This window comes from Megasphaera sp. UPII 135-E (genome assembly GCF_000221545.1).
Lineage (GTDB): Bacteria > Bacillota > Negativicutes > Veillonellales > Megasphaeraceae > Megasphaera > Megasphaera hutchinsoni.
Window position 1 is genome coordinate 101,779 of record NZ_AFUG01000008.1, and the last position, 16,388, is coordinate 118,166.

General features: G+C 39.2%; 13 protein-coding genes, 1 pseudogene and 1 riboswitch. Of the genes and pseudogenes, 2 read left to right on the plus strand and 12 right to left on the minus strand.

Going from position 1 to position 16,388, the window contains the following annotated elements; translation table 11 throughout:
* Positions 1 to 91 precede the first annotated feature (91 nt).
* The 5 genes from HMPREF1040_RS01870 to HMPREF1040_RS01890 form a co-directional block, all read right to left on the minus strand.
* On the minus strand, positions 92 to 1,807 hold the full coding sequence (locus tag HMPREF1040_RS01870) for an ABC transporter ATP-binding protein (protein ID WP_007392158.1): 1,716 nt from the start codon (positions 1,805 to 1,807) through the stop codon (positions 92 to 94).
* A gap of 125 nt (positions 1,808 to 1,932) precedes the next feature.
* Positions 1,933 to 4,113, minus strand: a complete 2,181-nt coding sequence (locus tag HMPREF1040_RS01875; RefSeq protein WP_007392249.1) for a TonB-dependent receptor — start codon at positions 4,111 to 4,113, stop codon at positions 1,933 to 1,935.
* A 66-nt stretch (positions 4,114 to 4,179) separates the two neighbouring features.
* On the minus strand, positions 4,180 to 4,965 hold the full coding sequence (locus HMPREF1040_RS01880) for an ABC transporter ATP-binding protein (protein ID WP_007392138.1): 786 nt from the start codon (positions 4,963 to 4,965) through the stop codon (positions 4,180 to 4,182).
* On the minus strand, positions 4,958 to 5,968 hold the full coding sequence (locus HMPREF1040_RS01885) for an iron ABC transporter permease (RefSeq protein ID WP_007392240.1): 1,011 nt from the start codon (positions 5,966 to 5,968) through the stop codon (positions 4,958 to 4,960). The genes HMPREF1040_RS01880 and HMPREF1040_RS01885 overlap by 8 nt, the downstream gene beginning before the upstream one ends.
* A gap of 2 nt (positions 5,969 to 5,970) precedes the next feature.
* Complete coding sequence (locus tag HMPREF1040_RS01890; RefSeq protein WP_007392173.1) at positions 5,971 to 6,933, minus strand: ABC transporter substrate-binding protein; 963 nt, start codon at positions 6,931 to 6,933, stop codon at positions 5,971 to 5,973.
* A gap of 194 nt (positions 6,934 to 7,127) precedes the next feature.
* On the opposite strand from HMPREF1040_RS01890, the gene HMPREF1040_RS01895 reads away from it, so the two are divergent.
* Positions 7,128 to 7,553, plus strand: coding sequence for a YbjN domain-containing protein (locus HMPREF1040_RS01895; protein ID WP_007392210.1), 426 nt, complete (start codon positions 7,128 to 7,130; stop codon positions 7,551 to 7,553).
* Positions 7,554 to 7,735: 182 nt separating this feature from the next.
* Here the strand turns inward: HMPREF1040_RS01895 and HMPREF1040_RS01900 are convergent, their stop codons facing one another.
* From HMPREF1040_RS01900 to HMPREF1040_RS01930, 7 genes are all read right to left on the minus strand, one after another.
* Entirely contained in the window at positions 7,736 to 8,362 is a 627-nt protein-coding gene (locus HMPREF1040_RS01900) for a cyclodeaminase/cyclohydrolase family protein (RefSeq protein ID WP_007392171.1), read from the minus strand.
* Positions 8,362 to 10,035 carry a formate--tetrahydrofolate ligase gene (locus HMPREF1040_RS01905; RefSeq protein WP_218015432.1) on the minus strand — a complete coding sequence of 558 codons (1,674 nt, stop codon included), beginning with the start codon at positions 10,033 to 10,035 and terminating at the stop codon, positions 8,362 to 8,364. The genes HMPREF1040_RS01900 and HMPREF1040_RS01905 overlap by 1 nt, the downstream gene beginning before the upstream one ends.
* Before the next feature lie 45 nt (positions 10,036 to 10,080).
* A riboswitch (ZMP/ZTP riboswitch) is annotated at positions 10,081 to 10,157 on the minus strand.
* A 111-nt stretch (positions 10,158 to 10,268) separates the two neighbouring features.
* Positions 10,269 to 12,170, minus strand: a complete 1,902-nt coding sequence (locus HMPREF1040_RS01910) for a glutamine synthetase (protein ID WP_007392188.1) — start codon at positions 12,168 to 12,170, stop codon at positions 10,269 to 10,271.
* A gap of 137 nt (positions 12,171 to 12,307) precedes the next feature.
* The gene (locus HMPREF1040_RS01915; protein ID WP_007392244.1) at positions 12,308 to 12,754 is read right to left on the minus strand and encodes a GatB/YqeY domain-containing protein; all 447 of its coding nucleotides are present in this window, start codon (positions 12,752 to 12,754) and stop codon (positions 12,308 to 12,310) included.
* Between the two features lie 25 nt (positions 12,755 to 12,779).
* Positions 12,780 to 12,959, minus strand: coding sequence for a 30S ribosomal protein S21 (gene rpsU / locus HMPREF1040_RS01920; RefSeq protein WP_007392176.1), 180 nt, complete (start codon positions 12,957 to 12,959; stop codon positions 12,780 to 12,782).
* Positions 12,960 to 13,121: 162 nt separating this feature from the next.
* A complete protein-coding gene (locus HMPREF1040_RS01925; RefSeq protein WP_007392252.1) occupies positions 13,122 to 15,059 on the minus strand; it encodes a DUF4127 family protein in 1,938 nt (645 codons plus the stop codon).
* 23 nt (positions 15,060 to 15,082) lie between these two features.
* Entirely contained in the window at positions 15,083 to 15,751 is a 669-nt protein-coding gene (locus HMPREF1040_RS01930) for a trimeric intracellular cation channel family protein (RefSeq protein WP_007392187.1), read from the minus strand.
* A 149-nt stretch (positions 15,752 to 15,900) separates the two neighbouring features.
* On the opposite strand from HMPREF1040_RS01930, the pseudogene tadA reads away from it, so the two are divergent.
* A pseudogene (tadA, locus tag HMPREF1040_RS07810) lies at positions 15,901 to 16,359 on the plus strand (tRNA adenosine(34) deaminase TadA); the annotation flags it as partial.
* Positions 16,360 to 16,388: the final 29 nt, after the last annotated feature.

A 16,388-nucleotide genomic window follows, 5' to 3' on the forward strand; every position in this document is an offset into this window, starting at 1 on the left:
AAAATTTTCCCAACATTCTATTTTTTATATGAAAATAATTTCAGTATTATTTTCCGTTTTAAAAGAAATTAATATCGCTACTTATACCAGTTCAACTTTTTTTAAATTGAGACATGTATAATTCATAGTATTTACCCTGATAATTCATCAACGTTTCATGATTTCCTTGTTCTACAATCCGACCGTTTTCTAACACCACAATCACATCGGCATTACGAACAGTTCCTAACCGATGGGCAATCACTAAGGTTGTCCGAGATTCAGATAACCGCTGCAATGAACGTTGTATTTTACGTTCTGTTTCATTATCCAATGCCGACGTAGCCTCATCCAATACTAAAATAGGAGGATTTTTTAAAAAAACACGTGCAATAGCTAGTCGTTGCTTTTGACCGCCCGATAATTTAACACCTCGTTCGCCAATAACACTATCATATCCCTGTGGCAATTCTCGAATAAAAGAATCTGCATCCGCTAAAATGGCGGCCTGTATAATGGCCTCATCTGTTGCCTGAGGATTACCATATAAAATATTTTCTCGCACCGTTCCTGAAAAAAGAAATACATCTTGCTGAACAATCCCAATTTGTCGCCGTAACGAAGCTAAGGTATATTGATCAATCGCAATGCCATCAATATAAATATGTCCACCATAAGGTTCATAAAAACGCAATAATAAACTTACTAAGCTCGATTTACCACTCCCCGTGGTACCTACTAGTGCCACGGTCTGACCTGCCTTTATATCCATAGATACATCTTGTAAAACCATTTCTCCCGGCTCATATGCAAAAGAAATATGGGAAAAAGACACCTGTCCCTTCGTTACCTGGTGATATGTCGCCGTTGGTTTATCTATAATCGCTGATTGAATAGCCATAAGTTCTTCATACCGATTATATCCGGCTAAGCCACGCTGATATTGTTCTGTTAAAGACGTTAGCTGAAAAATAGGCTTAATAAAGACTAATAAATACATTAAAAAAGCAACTAAATCGCCAACACGAAGTTCGCCGCGTAAAATCAAAAAAGCACCCCCACCAATAATGGCTAAATTGATTAAGTTAGAAAAAAACAACACACTACTCATCATATATGCACCTATACGAAACGTCTTCTCTTTTGCCGTTCGCAAACAATTGCTACGATAGATAAACTTCTCCAGCTCAAGTCGTTCATTTGCGAATGCTTGTACCAAACGAATAGCATTCAAACTTTCTCCGGCCTGTGCATTCATTTCGCCTGTTGCTTCGCGCGTTGCGACAAAAGAAACCTTCATCTGTCTATTAAAGTAAATTGTACCTACTGTCTTGATCGCTATCAACGCCAACACCAATATCGCAAGCATCCAATTGATATAAAATAATAACGCCGCACTCCCCACCATCGTAATAGAACAAATAATGAGCAAATTAGGTAGTTGAAACGTAAATTCCCCTATTTCTGATATGTCATTAGTAATACGAGATAATAACTGCCCTGTATGGGTATTATCAAAGAAAGAAAAGGGCAACTGTTCTATATGCTCAAATAATTGACTACGTAAATCATGCTCAATAGCACTGCCCATACTTTTTCCCCAATAATAAATTCCCCAAGAAAAAAATAACGATACACCATATAATATAAACAGCAAACCACTAAGCCAACATAACCGTTGTATATTTGCAAACGGCAGCACTGTTTCTAAAATATTTCGAACAATCATCGGAAAAGTGATATCCAAGGCAGCCGTCACACAAGATCCCAAGACAACAAATAACACCTGCTTATAATACCGTGCATAACATGACCATAACTGTCTCATGTTATCCTCCTTTTATATGTTTTATAAATTCATCGCTTTTCTTATCGTATCATATCATATTTTTTATTATGAGAAAAAGAAAACACACGAGCTGCTCCATAAGAAGCAGCCCGTGTGTTATGGTGCTAAAATTTCCATTGTCCTGAAACTCGCCATTCCCGTCCATCAATAGCCATCACAGGTTCTTTTTTATTAAGGATATTATCCACACCAAATATAGTAGCGAAATCCTTGCTCCACTTCTTTTCTAAGACAAAATCCATGATATTATACGAATAGCTCTTTTGATTTTGATAATAATTAGACGTAAAGCGATCGGATAATACCGCCATAATACCAGCGGCACGATGATCATCATAAGTAAGTTGCACCGTTGTTACCGCTTCGGGACGTCCCGACAACCGTGCATTCGTCTTTTTATCTGTCGCATTAATCGTATTATATACGGCTTTTAACGTAACACGAGGATTGAAATGCACACCTAACGTGAATTCAGTTCCGTTTATTTGTACTTCTCCGACATTGAAATACTCAATTAAAGCAGGCATCCCCTTACGCCCATACTTAGTTGTCTTTGCATCAATTAAGTTATACACGCTATTATTAAAATAGGTAACCTTTGTAAATAGATTTCCCTGTTCGCCTTCTAAAGTAATATCATAACTAGTTGCATACTCAGGCTTTAAATTAGGATTTCCTTTAATACTTACAATAGCCGGCCCCATAGCCCGATTCATATCCATATACAATTCACTAATGGTTGGTGCTTTATATCCTTTACCATAATTTACCTTCAGACGTACATGTGGTTCCAACTCATAGGTCATGCCAATTTTCGGTGTAATTTCTGAACCAAAGCGTTCATTATATTCATATCGTATAGCTGGTATAAACACAAGACGATCAGTTACTTGCCATACATCTTCCACAAATCCGGCATATGATTTTACACTATGTGCTTTTTTCACTTTATTCAATCCTGCCGGTGAACCCCCGAGGCGGGTGCCTTCATAAAAAACATTACGATATTCTGCACCATATGTCACATTGTGATGCTCCCCTATATATGCCGTATTTTTACCTTCTACAATCCAGTTGATATATACAGCCGAATCCATATCTGCCTTCGGATGCTTACCCCCTATCTTTTTTTCTAAATCCTTAGAAAATGTTTCCCTCTTATTAATTAAATTTGATTCTTTATTCAAACGACTATAATATGTACGTATCTGATAGGAATTTTTTTCATTTTTTCCTATATACTCTATACTATATTCATTTTTATCATAATGGTACCATTCTTTTTTATCTTTATTATAAAATATACGTTTCGACAAACTTGTCATATTCGGAAATTCTGCTTGAAAATCATCATTCATATGAAAGATATCAAACCGAATTTTATTCTTATTTTTATTTTCAAAATCATAAATAGCCGTACCATGGAATAAACGATGCATACCATACATATTAGACTCATAACCATCTGTAATAGATCCCCATTCCCCCATGTGTCCGCCTTGTGGTGTTCCCATGTGTCCGCCTTGCGGTGTTCCCATGTGCCCGCCTTGCGGTGTTCCCATGTGCCCGCCTTGCGGTGTTCCCATGTGTCCGCCTTGCGGTGTTCCCATGTGTCCGCCTTGCGGTGTTCCCATGTGTCCACCCGAATAAACATAATGTAAAATCTTACGCTTACTATCAAGACGAGCATCAAAAGCCGTTGTCCAACGCCCATGCTTTCCTAAATTAGCATGCAAAAAAGTAGCTGTATCATACGTTCCCGTATTAATACCCATAGTGATCCCCATTTTTGTTGGCACTTTTGTAATAATATTAATAACCCCACCAATAGCATCCGATCCATATAACGCACTTGATGGTCCACGTACAATTTCAATGCGTTCAATATCATTTACGCTTAACCGTTGTAAGGCATAAGAATTCGCAGTAGATCTCGTATCTTCTCCTGCCATACGCCGACCATCAACTAAAATTAATGTGTGATCTGAATTCATCCCACGTATACGAACAGCATTTCCAGTCATTACCGCACGGGATAAATCAATGTTACTTGCATACGCAAGTACGGAACGAACGTCATTAAAACCTAATGTCTTAATTTCTTTTTCCGTAATAATTTCTACTGCTGCTGGTGATGTACGTACCTTCATTGCTGTTTTATTCGCCGTAACTACGACATCCTTCGTTTGTACATCTGCCGCCGAAGCACTTCCAAACGAGGTCATTAATGCGATAAAAACAGCCGCACTCAAAAAAGATGTTCTATTCCATACTGAATTCTTCATTCTCCCCACTCTCCTTTATTTCTAAACATGATTATATATTATACACAAACATAGTGGCATACCAACTTATGTTGCATAAGGTAAACAAATACGTTGTATATGTTCTCCACTTCCTACGGTTGTAACGATGGCTTTAATATCATAAAGCGGTTCCAATATTTCCGCCTTAAACACCTCCTCCACACTGCCATCAGCCACAATTTTGCCGTTTTTCAATGCCACCAACCGATGACTATAACGCACGGCGTGATTGAGATCATGCATAACCATAACTACCAAAATGCCTAATTCTTTATATAGATTCATGACTAATTCCATCAAATCTAATTGATGATGGATATCTAAATATGTCGTTGGTTCATCTAATAATAAAATCTTTGGTTCTTTTGCTAATGCCATGGCAAGCCAAGCACGCTGCCGTTCACCACCTGAAATTGATGTCAATTGCGCATATTGTAAATCCCACATAGCCGTATTATGCAAGGCCTTATTGATCGCTTGATTATCGTCTTCCGTAAGAGAAGAAAAAATGGTTTGGTACGGTAATCTTCCATACCGTACCAATTCCCGTACCGTCATATCCCCTGGGGCCTGCACCGATTGCGGTAAAACTGAAACAATCTTTGCCAAGGATGAAACAGAAATCTCTTGTAAATCCTTTCCATCCAGATAAACTGCCCCCTGCGTCGGTATCAATAATTTTGCCAATGCTTTTAACAATGTTGACTTTCCCGAACCATTCGGCCCAATAATAGATATAATTTCCGGTTTATCTAAGGAAATCGTCAAATCTTGTACGATCACCCTTGAACCATAGGCCAGCCTGATGCTTTTGGCAAACAACTTATTCATACTTATTCATCCTCCTTTTTAGCAAATACAAGAAGAAGGGTGCCCCTACAAAAGACATAAAGATGCCCACAGGAATTTCCATCGGACTCAATACCGTTCTGGCAACAATATCAGCTACTAATACCAATACCGCACCAAATAACGCAGAGGCTGGCAATAACGTTTCAAAATCCGAACCAATAAGTAATCGCATAACATGCGGAATAATCAGTCCGACAAATCCAAGCAAGCCTGCTACACTTACGGCTGATGCTGCTAACAATGCCGATAAAGCAACCAAAATAGTCCGAGTACGTTCGGCATGCACACCTAATGTTTTGGCTACTTCATCACCTAACTGCAAGGCGTTAAGTTGCCGAAAACTACACAATGCCCCCACTATACCGATTAGACTATAAGGAAAGATCATACGTACATATTCCCAACTACTGCCAGCAAACCCGCCCGCTAGCCATGCCACCGTCCCTTGAATACGATCGGAAAAGAAAACGGATAATGCCGTCATGCCGCCGCCAAAAAAAGCCGCTACAGCCACACCTGCCAGCACCAATCGCAACGGATTAATGCCGCGATTCCAAGACAAAGCAAACACAATCACCGCAGCTGCAATTGCACCTCCAAATGCAGCCATGGGAACAAATGCAGTTAAGGTTGGTGCCACTAACATCAAAAACATTGCGGCTAACCCTGCACCAGCAGAAATGCCAATAATCCCAGGATCAGCTAGAGGATTTCGCAAAATCCCTTGTAAAATACAGCCAGACAAGGCTAAATTAGCACCAGCCAGTGTAGCACATAATACCCGCGGTAAACGCAACGTATAAATAATGCGAAATGTTTCGATATCACCTTTTCCAGCAAAGGACTTGAAAATATCAGTAATAGGAATATGTACAGCTCCTATTGCTACAGCAAACAACATTGCCAAAAACAAAAACACAACGCCTGCAAAAAGCGTAGCCCAGCGTATCATTTCGCGCCGATCCTGTATCGCTTTCGTCATCCTTACTTTCCTCCCTGACCATACAAACAATTTGCCATATATACCATGGCATCACCAATATGACTGCCTGGGTTAACGGTAAATAAATTCATTGGTAAATCAAATACTCTATTTTCTTGAACCGCTTTTAATTGATTCCACGCCGAATTAAGTTTCATCTGTCCCCGTAATTGTGCTTTCATTTGTTCTGATGTGCCCATCGAAATGATAAAAATCGTATCTGGATTTTGTTTAACCACATATTCCATACTCAGTGGTACATACGCCCCCTTTAAGGAAGTATCAAAATCAGCAATATTCGTTCCACCTAAACGATGTAAGATATCTCCAGAAAAACTCTTCCCCGTAGCCATGTTATTACTTGCGGGTGAACTAAAAATAATCAATGTTTTAGGACTCTTTTTTCCTTGCTTAATTTTTTCAATCTCCTGAACCTTAGTATTCAATTCATCAATTTTTTGTTTTACCAGATCCGTTTTTCCTGTCAATGTGCCAAAAAATGTAAGCGTTTTTACCGTATCTTCATAATTATCTAACGAATTAATATACAATGGAATTCCATTATCTGCTAAGGTTTTTCTAATTTGATTATGAAATGGAACGTTAACTCCAATTACTAAATCAGGTTTCAATGACAAAATTTTTTCAACATTAGGCGAATGAATAATTCCTATTTCAGTAACATTAGCCACCGCTTGCTTTACTTCTGGTGAAAATGCTTCCGACTTAGGCTTACCCACAATCATATCAGCACCGCCAGCAGCAACAAACAAGTCTAAATTAGACGGATTTAAAAATACGACCCGCTTAGGATGTGTAGGTATATCTACCTGTGTTCCCGTACTGTCCGTTACCGTTTGCATCGCCTCTACCGATGCAGAAGACTGCGTTTGCCACACATGTGTAATACCTGCAATAATGCCGATTACCACTACAACAATAATACCAATAATAACTTTTCTCACAAATAGCCCCCCCTTGACTTTTAGATAATGATAATCACCAGTAAATAGTATATCAATATATTTGCATAAAATCTAGTCCTAACTAACAACGTATCACTAAACAACGATGCTAATAAAATATAATAGTAAATATCACTTTTATATTTAAAAGAAATATGCTATACTAAGTGTATAAAAAATAAAGGAGTTGTAGCATGAATAAAAAAGCGGAATCATTTAAAAAAGCATTAGACGAAAAAAAAATCAACGATTTTAGTGTAGAAGAATTAAAAAACGATGAACTACATACAGTCCTTTTTAGATCAAAATTAGTGATTACAGGCACTGAATTTAATACCATCTTTGTTTTAGATGACAGTGTATATAGTATGATTCGTGTCTTTATTGCTCCTAATGCAGTTAATGAAAAAAATAAGAACGCACTATACACCTTATTAAATGAATACAATGGTTCTTACAAAGCATTTAAATATGTCATCGATACGGAAGGTAATATCACCTTAGATCTTTGCATCATTAACGAAACAGATACAGTAAATCTGGATTTAGTCTACGCATTATACGATACCATTATTACCCACTTAAACGACAATTACAAACAAATCGTAAATGCATTTTAAGATAAACTTACCACTCCCATAAAGAGAAACCAAAGAGAAACCAAAGAGAAACCAAAGAGAAACCAAAGAGAAACCAAAGAGAAACCAAAGAGAAACCAAAGAGAAACCAAAGAGAAACCAAAGAGAAACGCTATTCATAAATTGAATAGCGTTTTTCTTTATTTCATACGCAAGAACCATCTCTATCCCTGTTCTTGATATCGTTGTTCTATTTTCTTTTCTAATTGTTCTGCCTGTACTTCTGCTGTGGCTAATTGTTCCCTAATAGAATAAACAAAAGCTTCGTCACGAATGAATTTCAAATTAATCTGCACACTATAAAAAGCAGCACGCATTGCGGCTCGTGCTTGTATAGCACCAATCATCGCATCCGTAACAGCCCATGTATTCCCGATAAGCATAATTTTATCAGCTAATCGTAATAACTCGATCATCTGTTTGCCCAAGTAAAAAGGCACACAAGCTGCTTCTCGAAAAGCAAGTTGCACCAGAGCATCTCGTTCAGCCTTTTCTTTCGGTAGTCTTAACTGTTGTAGCACCTGTTGAAACGCCTTCCCATCCGCTGCAATACCCTCAACCGCAGATTTACGAATGGCGTGAGCCGCAACTCCTATCGCTTGTACTTCTGCTTGTATCTGTTCATATCCTTTTTTATGAACCGTCAAATTAGCTACCATTTCAATAAGTGCAGCCGAAGAAGCTGCCATCAATGCAGCAACTCCGCCTCCACCAGGAGCAGGTGCATCAGATCCAACCATATCTAAAAATGTTTCTACCGATACGTCTTTAAATTTTTCTACATCTATCATTAAAACAACCCCACAATTTTTCCATTCTCATCTATATCAACCCCATTAGCAGCAGGGACTTTAGGTAAGCCTGGCATAACTAAAATATTTCTTGTTTGGCACACAATAAATCCTGCGCCTGCACAAAGCCGAACTTGATCTATCGTAATCACAAAATCTCGTGGAGATCCTTTAGCCTGCGGATCATCAGACAAAGAATACTGTGTCTTCGCCATGCAAATCGGCAAAGAAGTTTTCCCTAACGCTACCAATTGTTGTATTTCTTTTTTAGCTTGTGCCGAAAAAGCCACGTCTTTACCACCATATACCTTTTGTACAATTGCTCGTACTTTATTTTCTATCGAATCATGTACATCATATAATGGCTGATAAGAAGCCTTGTCCTGTTTTTGTAAAACATCTATGACAACCTGTGCCAATGCTCGGCCGCCCTTACCGCCATCACGATGACATGTTTGCAAGGCCATCGGAATATGCTGTGCATCACACCAATTTTGAATCGCTTGAACTTCTTCCGTTGTGTCCGCGGCAAAATGATTCATCCCAACAATAGCGGGAACACCAAATTGTCGTAATGTATCTATATGTTTGGCCAAATTCGCCAAACCCGCTTGCACGGCAATAACATTTGCTTGATCTAAAGCATCACGTGCTACGCCGCCATGCATCTTTAAAGCACGTACAGTCACGACAACTACCACTGCATGTGGTGCAAACCCCGCATTTGCACAAACGATATGGAAAAATTTTTCTGCTCCTAAATCAGCTCCAAAACCAGCTTCCGTAATTGCAATATCGCCCATTTTCAATGCCATCTTAGTCGCCATAATAGAATTACAGCCATGAGCGATATTGGCAAAAGGTCCCCCATGAATAAGTGCTGGCGTATGCTCAATCGTTTGCACCAAATTCGGTTTGATTGCATCTTTTAAAAGTACCGCCATTGCACCAGTTACCTGTAATTGTTCTGCCCGTACAGGCTTTCCATCCATATCATAGCCAACAATAATTGCAGCCATACGCCGTTTTAAATCGGCTATATCTGTTGCTAAACATAAAATTGCCATAATTTCAGAGGCAACCGTAATCATAAAATGTTCTTCCCTCGGAATCCCCGAATTCATGCCGCCCATCCCGATAACCGTATGCCGCAATGCACGGTCATTCATATCTAACACACGCTTCCAGACAATCCGCCGACTATCTAATCTCAATTCATTTCCCTGTTGCAAGTGATTGTCGATCGCAGCTGCTAATAGGTTATTCGCTGCCGTAATAGCATGCATATCCCCCGTAAAATGTAAATTAATATCTTCCATCGGTAACACTTGTGCATAACCGCCACCAGCAGCTCCCCCTTTCATACCGAAAACGGGACCCATCGAAGGCTCACGCAAAGCAACGACCGCATTTTTCCCTAACGCCTGTAATCCCTGAGCAAGCCCGATAGTCGTCAACGTTTTTCCCTCTCCTGCAGGAGTCGGATTAATAGATGTCACTAACACTAATTTACCATCTTGCTTTTGAGATAATCGTTTCATCGCACCAAAAGACAATTTTCCCTTATACCGTCCATATAGTTCTATTTCATCTTCTTGTATCCCTACACTCGCTGCCACTTTTATAATCGGTTCTAAAACAGCTTGTTGGGCTATATCTATGTCACTTTTTATCTGCACGTCAAAACCTCCTATATCTCAAAAAAGCCGATCCATCCAGACAGTTGCCTAGACGGTCGGCTATTTACAATCATGATCCCTGTGGTTATTCCACTGCCGTCAGTCCATGATGATGTTGTTATTATACAAAAAGGTAAAACCTACTGTCAACCTTAACGGTATATGTACCAAAAGCTACCCCACAAATCTATCTCGTAACAATCATTCCAATACCGTACCCTTACACATTAAAAAGCATTATGAGAATATTCATAGTACAATTCATTTAATTCTTCCATTTTATCACTCATTATAGCCATTAAATCAGAAGCTTCATCATAATTTTTTTCATTCAAGGCTTGTTTAATACGAGAAAAAATAGATAAACCGCATTCTGTATCCCGGCCTAATTCCGTACGTAATGCATTAATTTTCATCCATCGATTTATTTCTAACTGATTGCCATCATTATCATCATGTAATTTATGTGCCCCAATTACTTTCGTTAAATTTTCCGGAATAATACGATATTGTAATTCCAAAGCCCAACGATTTAAAGCCCCCAAACGGAATGATTCCATAATCCGCCGTTCAAAAGCTGGGCATACTAAATCATCCCATTTTTCTGGATATATATCTAATGCTTTAAAATTTTCCCAAACCGTTTTTGGTGCTTTGCCAAAACGTGCGTTACGTTCTGCTTCATTAAAATGTTCAAATACATCTACTTCCGAACGATAAGCCCTATCTTTCTCTAAATAAGTTGCTTCTTCACCTGGCTCTTTAGATAATTCTTGCAATAATTCTGCCGACGTTTTATTTGCTCGCAAAACATAATCAATCCCATGCAATGCAGCTAAATAGAACAAGGCTATCGCAATATACGTGTTTGTAAAAGGATTAGGTGCACGCATTTCAATACGAGTTGCCAAAGGTGCTTCGACACTGCGAATTAACCCAGCCAATACACTCCGATTACGCGTTGGCACATCTGGTCTTTCCCCTCCCAAAGCAGTTACGATGCACACAGGTGCTTCAAATCCTGGCTTTAACCGATTCAATGAATCTGTCGTAGAAGAAACGAAGGGATTGATTACTTCATAATGCTTTAATATCCCCATTAATGCCCCATATCCCAAGGGTGATAAAAATTCCTTATTCATATCAGTCGGATTAAATAAATTTACCACCTTACCATTTTTGAGGACCGCCCCAATGCCTACATGCGTATGTTCACCGCTACCGGCCACACCTGGAATTGGTTTCGCCTGAAATGTAACATCTAAACCATTTTCTCTAAATACTTCACGAATAATAATCCGTGCCTGAATTTCGTTATCAGCAGTTTGTACGGGATCATGCGAATATTTCCAATCCACTTCCAACTGTTCCAAGACAAAAATAAGTTTTCCCGAATCATCAATATGTGCTTTAATACCCCCTACTTCTTTATGCCCCATTTCTGGTTGTAAACCATAATCATGCAATCGCGTAATCGTCTGTTCCAACGCGGTACGAACAACCCCATGCGTACGTTGCCAATACTGTTCTTGCAATTTTTGGGAAGCCGATAATAAGCGACTCGCTACATCTTGACTTGGTGTTTTAACCCAAAATTCTAATTCCGTCGCCGTAGTAAAAACAATTCGTTCAATATCTTCCACTGGAACAGCTATCCCTTGCATGCCAAACTCTTTAAGGAGAGAAAGAATTTGTTCGCCCACATGTTGTACCGTATTGCGTAAAATAGAACGTGAATCAATATATCCACTAGCATGATGCAAAAAACTCGGAATCCGGAGAGTCCCTACAGGTTTACCCGTTCCTTTATCAATATTTTCATCATTATAATCGACAAACCAATTCACCCCTGGATCAGCTTTAATATCCACACGAGCATTAGACAAGGTAGCAATGCCTGGTAAGACAACAGATGAACCATCCGTTTGGCAAGCAGTAGCATTAAAAAATTTATCATAATCTTCAAAAAACACGGAAATAGGAATTTTTTCATCCGTATCATTACCCGCTAAATCAACCCCTACTAACGAAACAAACTGAATTTCTGGATGCTGTTTTAATAATGCCAAAATACCTTCTTTGCCATATTGTCCTGCTGGAATTACATAAATTAGTTCGTCTTTATTCATGATATACTCCTTCCAAAAAAAAGAAGACTTCTCCTTCTAAAAGAATGAAAGTCTTCTTTGACTACGTCTTATATTATGTTGTTTCTATATGTTATACGATACAATAAGATACACATCTTGTCAAGCAATATCCATTGTTATGACTGTTGCAAAAGTTCTTTTACCACTTGAGAAACGATACGTCCGTCTGTTTTTCCCTGTACCTGGGGCATAACAAGTTTCATTACTTCACCCATTGTTATGCTAGATTTTCCTGCAATAGCTCGTACAACAATTTGTCGTACTTCTTCAGGAGATAATTGTTTTGGCATGTATTTTTCCAAAACCATTATTTCATCCTTTATTTGAGCAATTAAATCATCTCGCCCAGCCTTTTCAAACTCTACCAACGATTCTTTTCGCTGTTTCATTTCTTTCGCAATAACGGCACCTACACCAGCATCATCTAATTCAATTTTTTCATCAATTTCTTTATTCCGTATGGCTGAACGAATCATACGAATAACAGCTAGTGCGGTTTTCCCTTCCGCTTTTGCTTTCATTGCTTCTTTCATATCCTGCAGCAATATTTCTTTTAAAGACATTTTATCACCTTCTGTGTGTCAACATCTATGCTCTAAACTTACGTTTCCGTGCTGCCTCGGACTTTTTCTTTCTACGTACACTCGGTTTTTCATAGTGTTCACGTTTCCGTACTTCGGAAAGTACCCCCGCCTTTTGGCAAGAGCGTTTAAAACGACGAAGTGCACTATCTAACGTTTCGTTTTTACCAACTTTAATTTCGGACATCCTCTATCCCTCCCTCCAATATATGTTAGGGAGTGCTTTACTGCACACACTAAAATTATACTCAAAAAGAGTTCTTTTGTCAATATCCACTAACCGCTTACCGAGCGTATACAGGTGTTATCATTCCTAACTTATCCGCTTGCCCTATATCTACAAAAAAACTTAATCCACTTGCCATGTGCGACTCACTTGTGCCTTTTCTTCCTCTTCCCACATCACTTGAATTTGCTTTTCCTTTTCATACGCCTGCATCGCAAGGACCAATTGTTGTTCCCAAAAAGCTTGTTCTTGCCGTAGCTTATCTAGCGTTTCTTCGATAGGCGATGTTGCTATTTCTTCCTGCCGATAACCCTTTCTTCCATCGTCTTGCACGGGGAAAAGACGCTCTTTCGTTTCTCCTTCATACATAGCCGCCTTTGCTTCTTGATAAGCCTTACGATATGCCATTACTTGTGCTTGTGCAACATCAACTTGCTTACGGCAGGCTGCTAAACGATCTGCTCGTAATTTTTTACGTACATTAATTTCATCAACAGCCTTTCCATCTAGTCGGATATGTACTTCCACTTCAAACAGCCGTTGCCACGGGAATGTAACCTCTATTTGATTTGGTTGTAACCCCAGATACATACGGCCATATCGCTGTAATTGCTCTGTGGCTAAACTTTCTAATTCTCTGTTTTCATCTGCATAATACGGCTTCATATGATATCGATTCATCTTCATTTTCATACGCGAAATATAATCGCGCACATTGGCTTGATATGCCCAATTATCTAAGTATTGTGTCGCTAACATGACCCGCCGTGAATCAGTGGACATATGCGTAGACAATACCCCTTGAGCAATCCCAAAACCAATGGAATTACTTGCCGTATTCCATCCATTATATGCAGCAATAGCATATAACAAGTGTTGCTTATACAACCCATACAGCAATGTATTATCAGCCCCATTAGAAAAACCCACATCCACTACACTAACAGGAATCTGTTGTTGTGTAGCTTGCTGTATAGCCTGTAAAAACTGTTTGGTCGATGACAATAAAACCGGTATATTATCAACTGTTGACGCTTCACCCGCCGTACGTAAAAAAGGCGTATTAATCGCTAACAATATATCTGGTTTATCTGTATCCACAACCTGACCACCCATCGCATCAATGTGCTCTCGCAACGTATTACCAAGCGGTTGTCCATCATAACGAGGCAACATATCCTCTTCTTCCCCTAACGAATATAGCAACTTAATTTTAGGCGATTGATGCATAAACTCATTATGCACACGAGTAATAAGCAATAAACCAAGTTGATCCGCTCCAGGAAAAGAGCCAAACGAATGCACATCTATGTTTCTTTTAGTAGCTTCTAAATACGCTGATTCTAAAGAAGATTGGGTATTTTGTGAATGATCATCATGACCCAAGCAATAGTACGCAAAAATACCTCGTTGTGTTGCTTCTATTAACTTTTCGTTAATTTGCATATTTTTTGCACGTCGTTCATACCAGTCCTGTATGTATTCCAATGGCACCTGTCGCAGGTGAGCAAATAATTGTGCTTCTTCTGCTGCTGACAATACTTGCTTATCCATTTTTGCTTGCCCACTAGCCAGTCCATAAATATGAGAACCATATACTAGATAATAATCAGGCTCAACGCCTTTTCCTCCTGCCCAGGGACTGCGCATAACCGTGCTAAAAACATAAATAGGTATCTGCGGATATAATTGATGAAGCTTTTCTATCCGTTTCAATCGCTGTTTTACCAGTGCCAGCGAATAATTATGTTTACGTGAATCCACTAAACCACCATATAACAACGAATCCATTGATAAAACCATCGCATCCGCCTTAGGTGCTTGCTGATATACCCACGCCCCTAACGCATCAGCATCACCAACAAAAGACCTCCCTGAAAGTATCGTTTGAGAAGGGGTATATATCGTATAACCAGCCGCCTGTGCCGTAGAAACAGTGTATGCCAAATCAACAGGTCGATCATCTTGCGGCACATATATAATCGTCTTCGCCCACACGCCTCCTATAAGTGCCATATATACACACGTTCCTAGAACTATAATTTTTTTGATTATTCCCACATTACTACCTCCCCTATCTCTACTTATAAAAATGACCGCCGATGTTTCCGCCTAATTAAAGGCAAATTCCAATGAAACGTAACCGCCAATAAACGAATAACGACCGTAAGGATAAATGACAATATGGCACCGCCCGCTAACGATAACCATTGTGTATAAAAACATCCTGTCAAAACGGTACTTCCCACCAAAGAAGCCGTAGCATAAATTTCACGTCGAAAAACAAAAGGAATTTTAGCCGCAAAAATATCCCGTATAATGCCTCCACCAACAGCCGTTAAAACGCCTAATAACACAGCAAACAAACTGTATTGCGGATAATAATGACACCCTAAAAGCGTACCTGTTACCGAAAAAGAACCTAAGCCAATCGCATCAAAAATAGTATACAACCAAAAAAAAGCTGGCATAATCCGTGAAAATTTTCGTTTCACCTGTACATTGCGAATCGTAATAATCGCTAAGACCATCGCTAAGACAATAATAATTACATACAAAGATGTGCGAAAAGCGGCAGGCGGGAAATTGCCTAACATAGTATCACGTACAATTCCACCGCCCACAGCCGTAGCTGATGATAAAGCAAAAACACCAAATAAATCCATCCGACGTGAAACGGCAACCAACGCCCCCGAATAAGCAAATGCAGCCGTTCCTAATATATCAAAAACATGCCACCAAAATGATTCCATCGATATATCCTCTCATTAAAAAGTATTATTATCATTATAACACATATTATATCTTACCGAACATAGTAACCCCATATTCCCCTATCATATTGTTTTTTATAACATCCTTTATATAATAAAAGAATGAATATACGTGAAAGGAATGTATTATGGTACAAGATGAACTTTATATGAAAGAAGCATTACACCAAGCTTCTCTCGCCTTTTCCGTTGGCGAAATTCCTATCGGTGCTGTCATCACCTACAATGATACTATCATTGCTACGGCTTATAATTTACGTGAAAGTCTTCCTTGTGCAACAGCACATGCCGAACTGCTCGCAATTGAAAAAGCTTGTCGTGCATTACAGCGTTGGCGCCTTACCGGCTGTACCTTATACGTTACAGTTGAACCTTGTCCCATGTGTGCTGGTGCCATTGTCAACAGTCGCTTAGACCGACTAATATATGGCTGTCCCGATCCTAAAGGAGGTGCTGTCCATACACTCTTTCAAATACTCTCTCATCCTCAACTCAACCACCACCCCGAAGTTATCGCTGGCATTCAACAAGAATCCTGTGCTAATCTCTTAAAAGACTTTTTCAGACAAAGACGGCAGAAAAAAAAGGTTCCCTTACCTAAAAAGGGAACCTTTTT

What these genes read in the sequence shown, in the direction of transcription:
- HMPREF1040_RS01930 (WP_007392187.1), bottom strand. Translation starts at nt 15,751, where the DNA reads ATGGAATCATTTTGGTGGCATGTTTTTGATATATTAGGAACGGCTGCA.
- HMPREF1040_RS01915 (WP_007392244.1), bottom strand. Translation starts at nt 12,754, where the DNA reads ATGTCTTTAAAAGAAATATTGCTGCAGGATATGAAAGAAGCAATGAAA.
- HMPREF1040_RS01895 (WP_007392210.1), top strand. Translation starts at nt 7,128, where the DNA reads ATGAATAAAAAAGCGGAATCATTTAAAAAAGCATTAGACGAAAAAAAA.
- HMPREF1040_RS01880 (WP_007392138.1), bottom strand. Translation starts at nt 4,965, where the DNA reads ATGAATAAGTTGTTTGCCAAAAGCATCAGGCTGGCCTATGGTTCAAGG.
- HMPREF1040_RS01885 (WP_007392240.1), bottom strand. Translation starts at nt 5,968, where the DNA reads ATGACGAAAGCGATACAGGATCGGCGCGAAATGATACGCTGGGCTACG.
- HMPREF1040_RS01900 (WP_007392171.1), bottom strand. Translation starts at nt 8,362, where the DNA reads ATGATAGATGTAGAAAAATTTAAAGACGTATCGGTAGAAACATTTTTA.
- rpsU (WP_007392176.1), bottom strand. Translation starts at nt 12,959, where the DNA reads ATGTCCGAAATTAAAGTTGGTAAAAACGAAACGTTAGATAGTGCACTT.
- HMPREF1040_RS01875 (WP_007392249.1), bottom strand. Translation starts at nt 4,113, where the DNA reads ATGAAGAATTCAGTATGGAATAGAACATCTTTTTTGAGTGCGGCTGTT.
- HMPREF1040_RS01910 (WP_007392188.1), bottom strand. Translation starts at nt 12,170, where the DNA reads ATGAATAAAGACGAACTAATTTATGTAATTCCAGCAGGACAATATGGC.
- HMPREF1040_RS01870 (WP_007392158.1), bottom strand. Translation starts at nt 1,807, where the DNA reads ATGAGACAGTTATGGTCATGTTATGCACGGTATTATAAGCAGGTGTTA.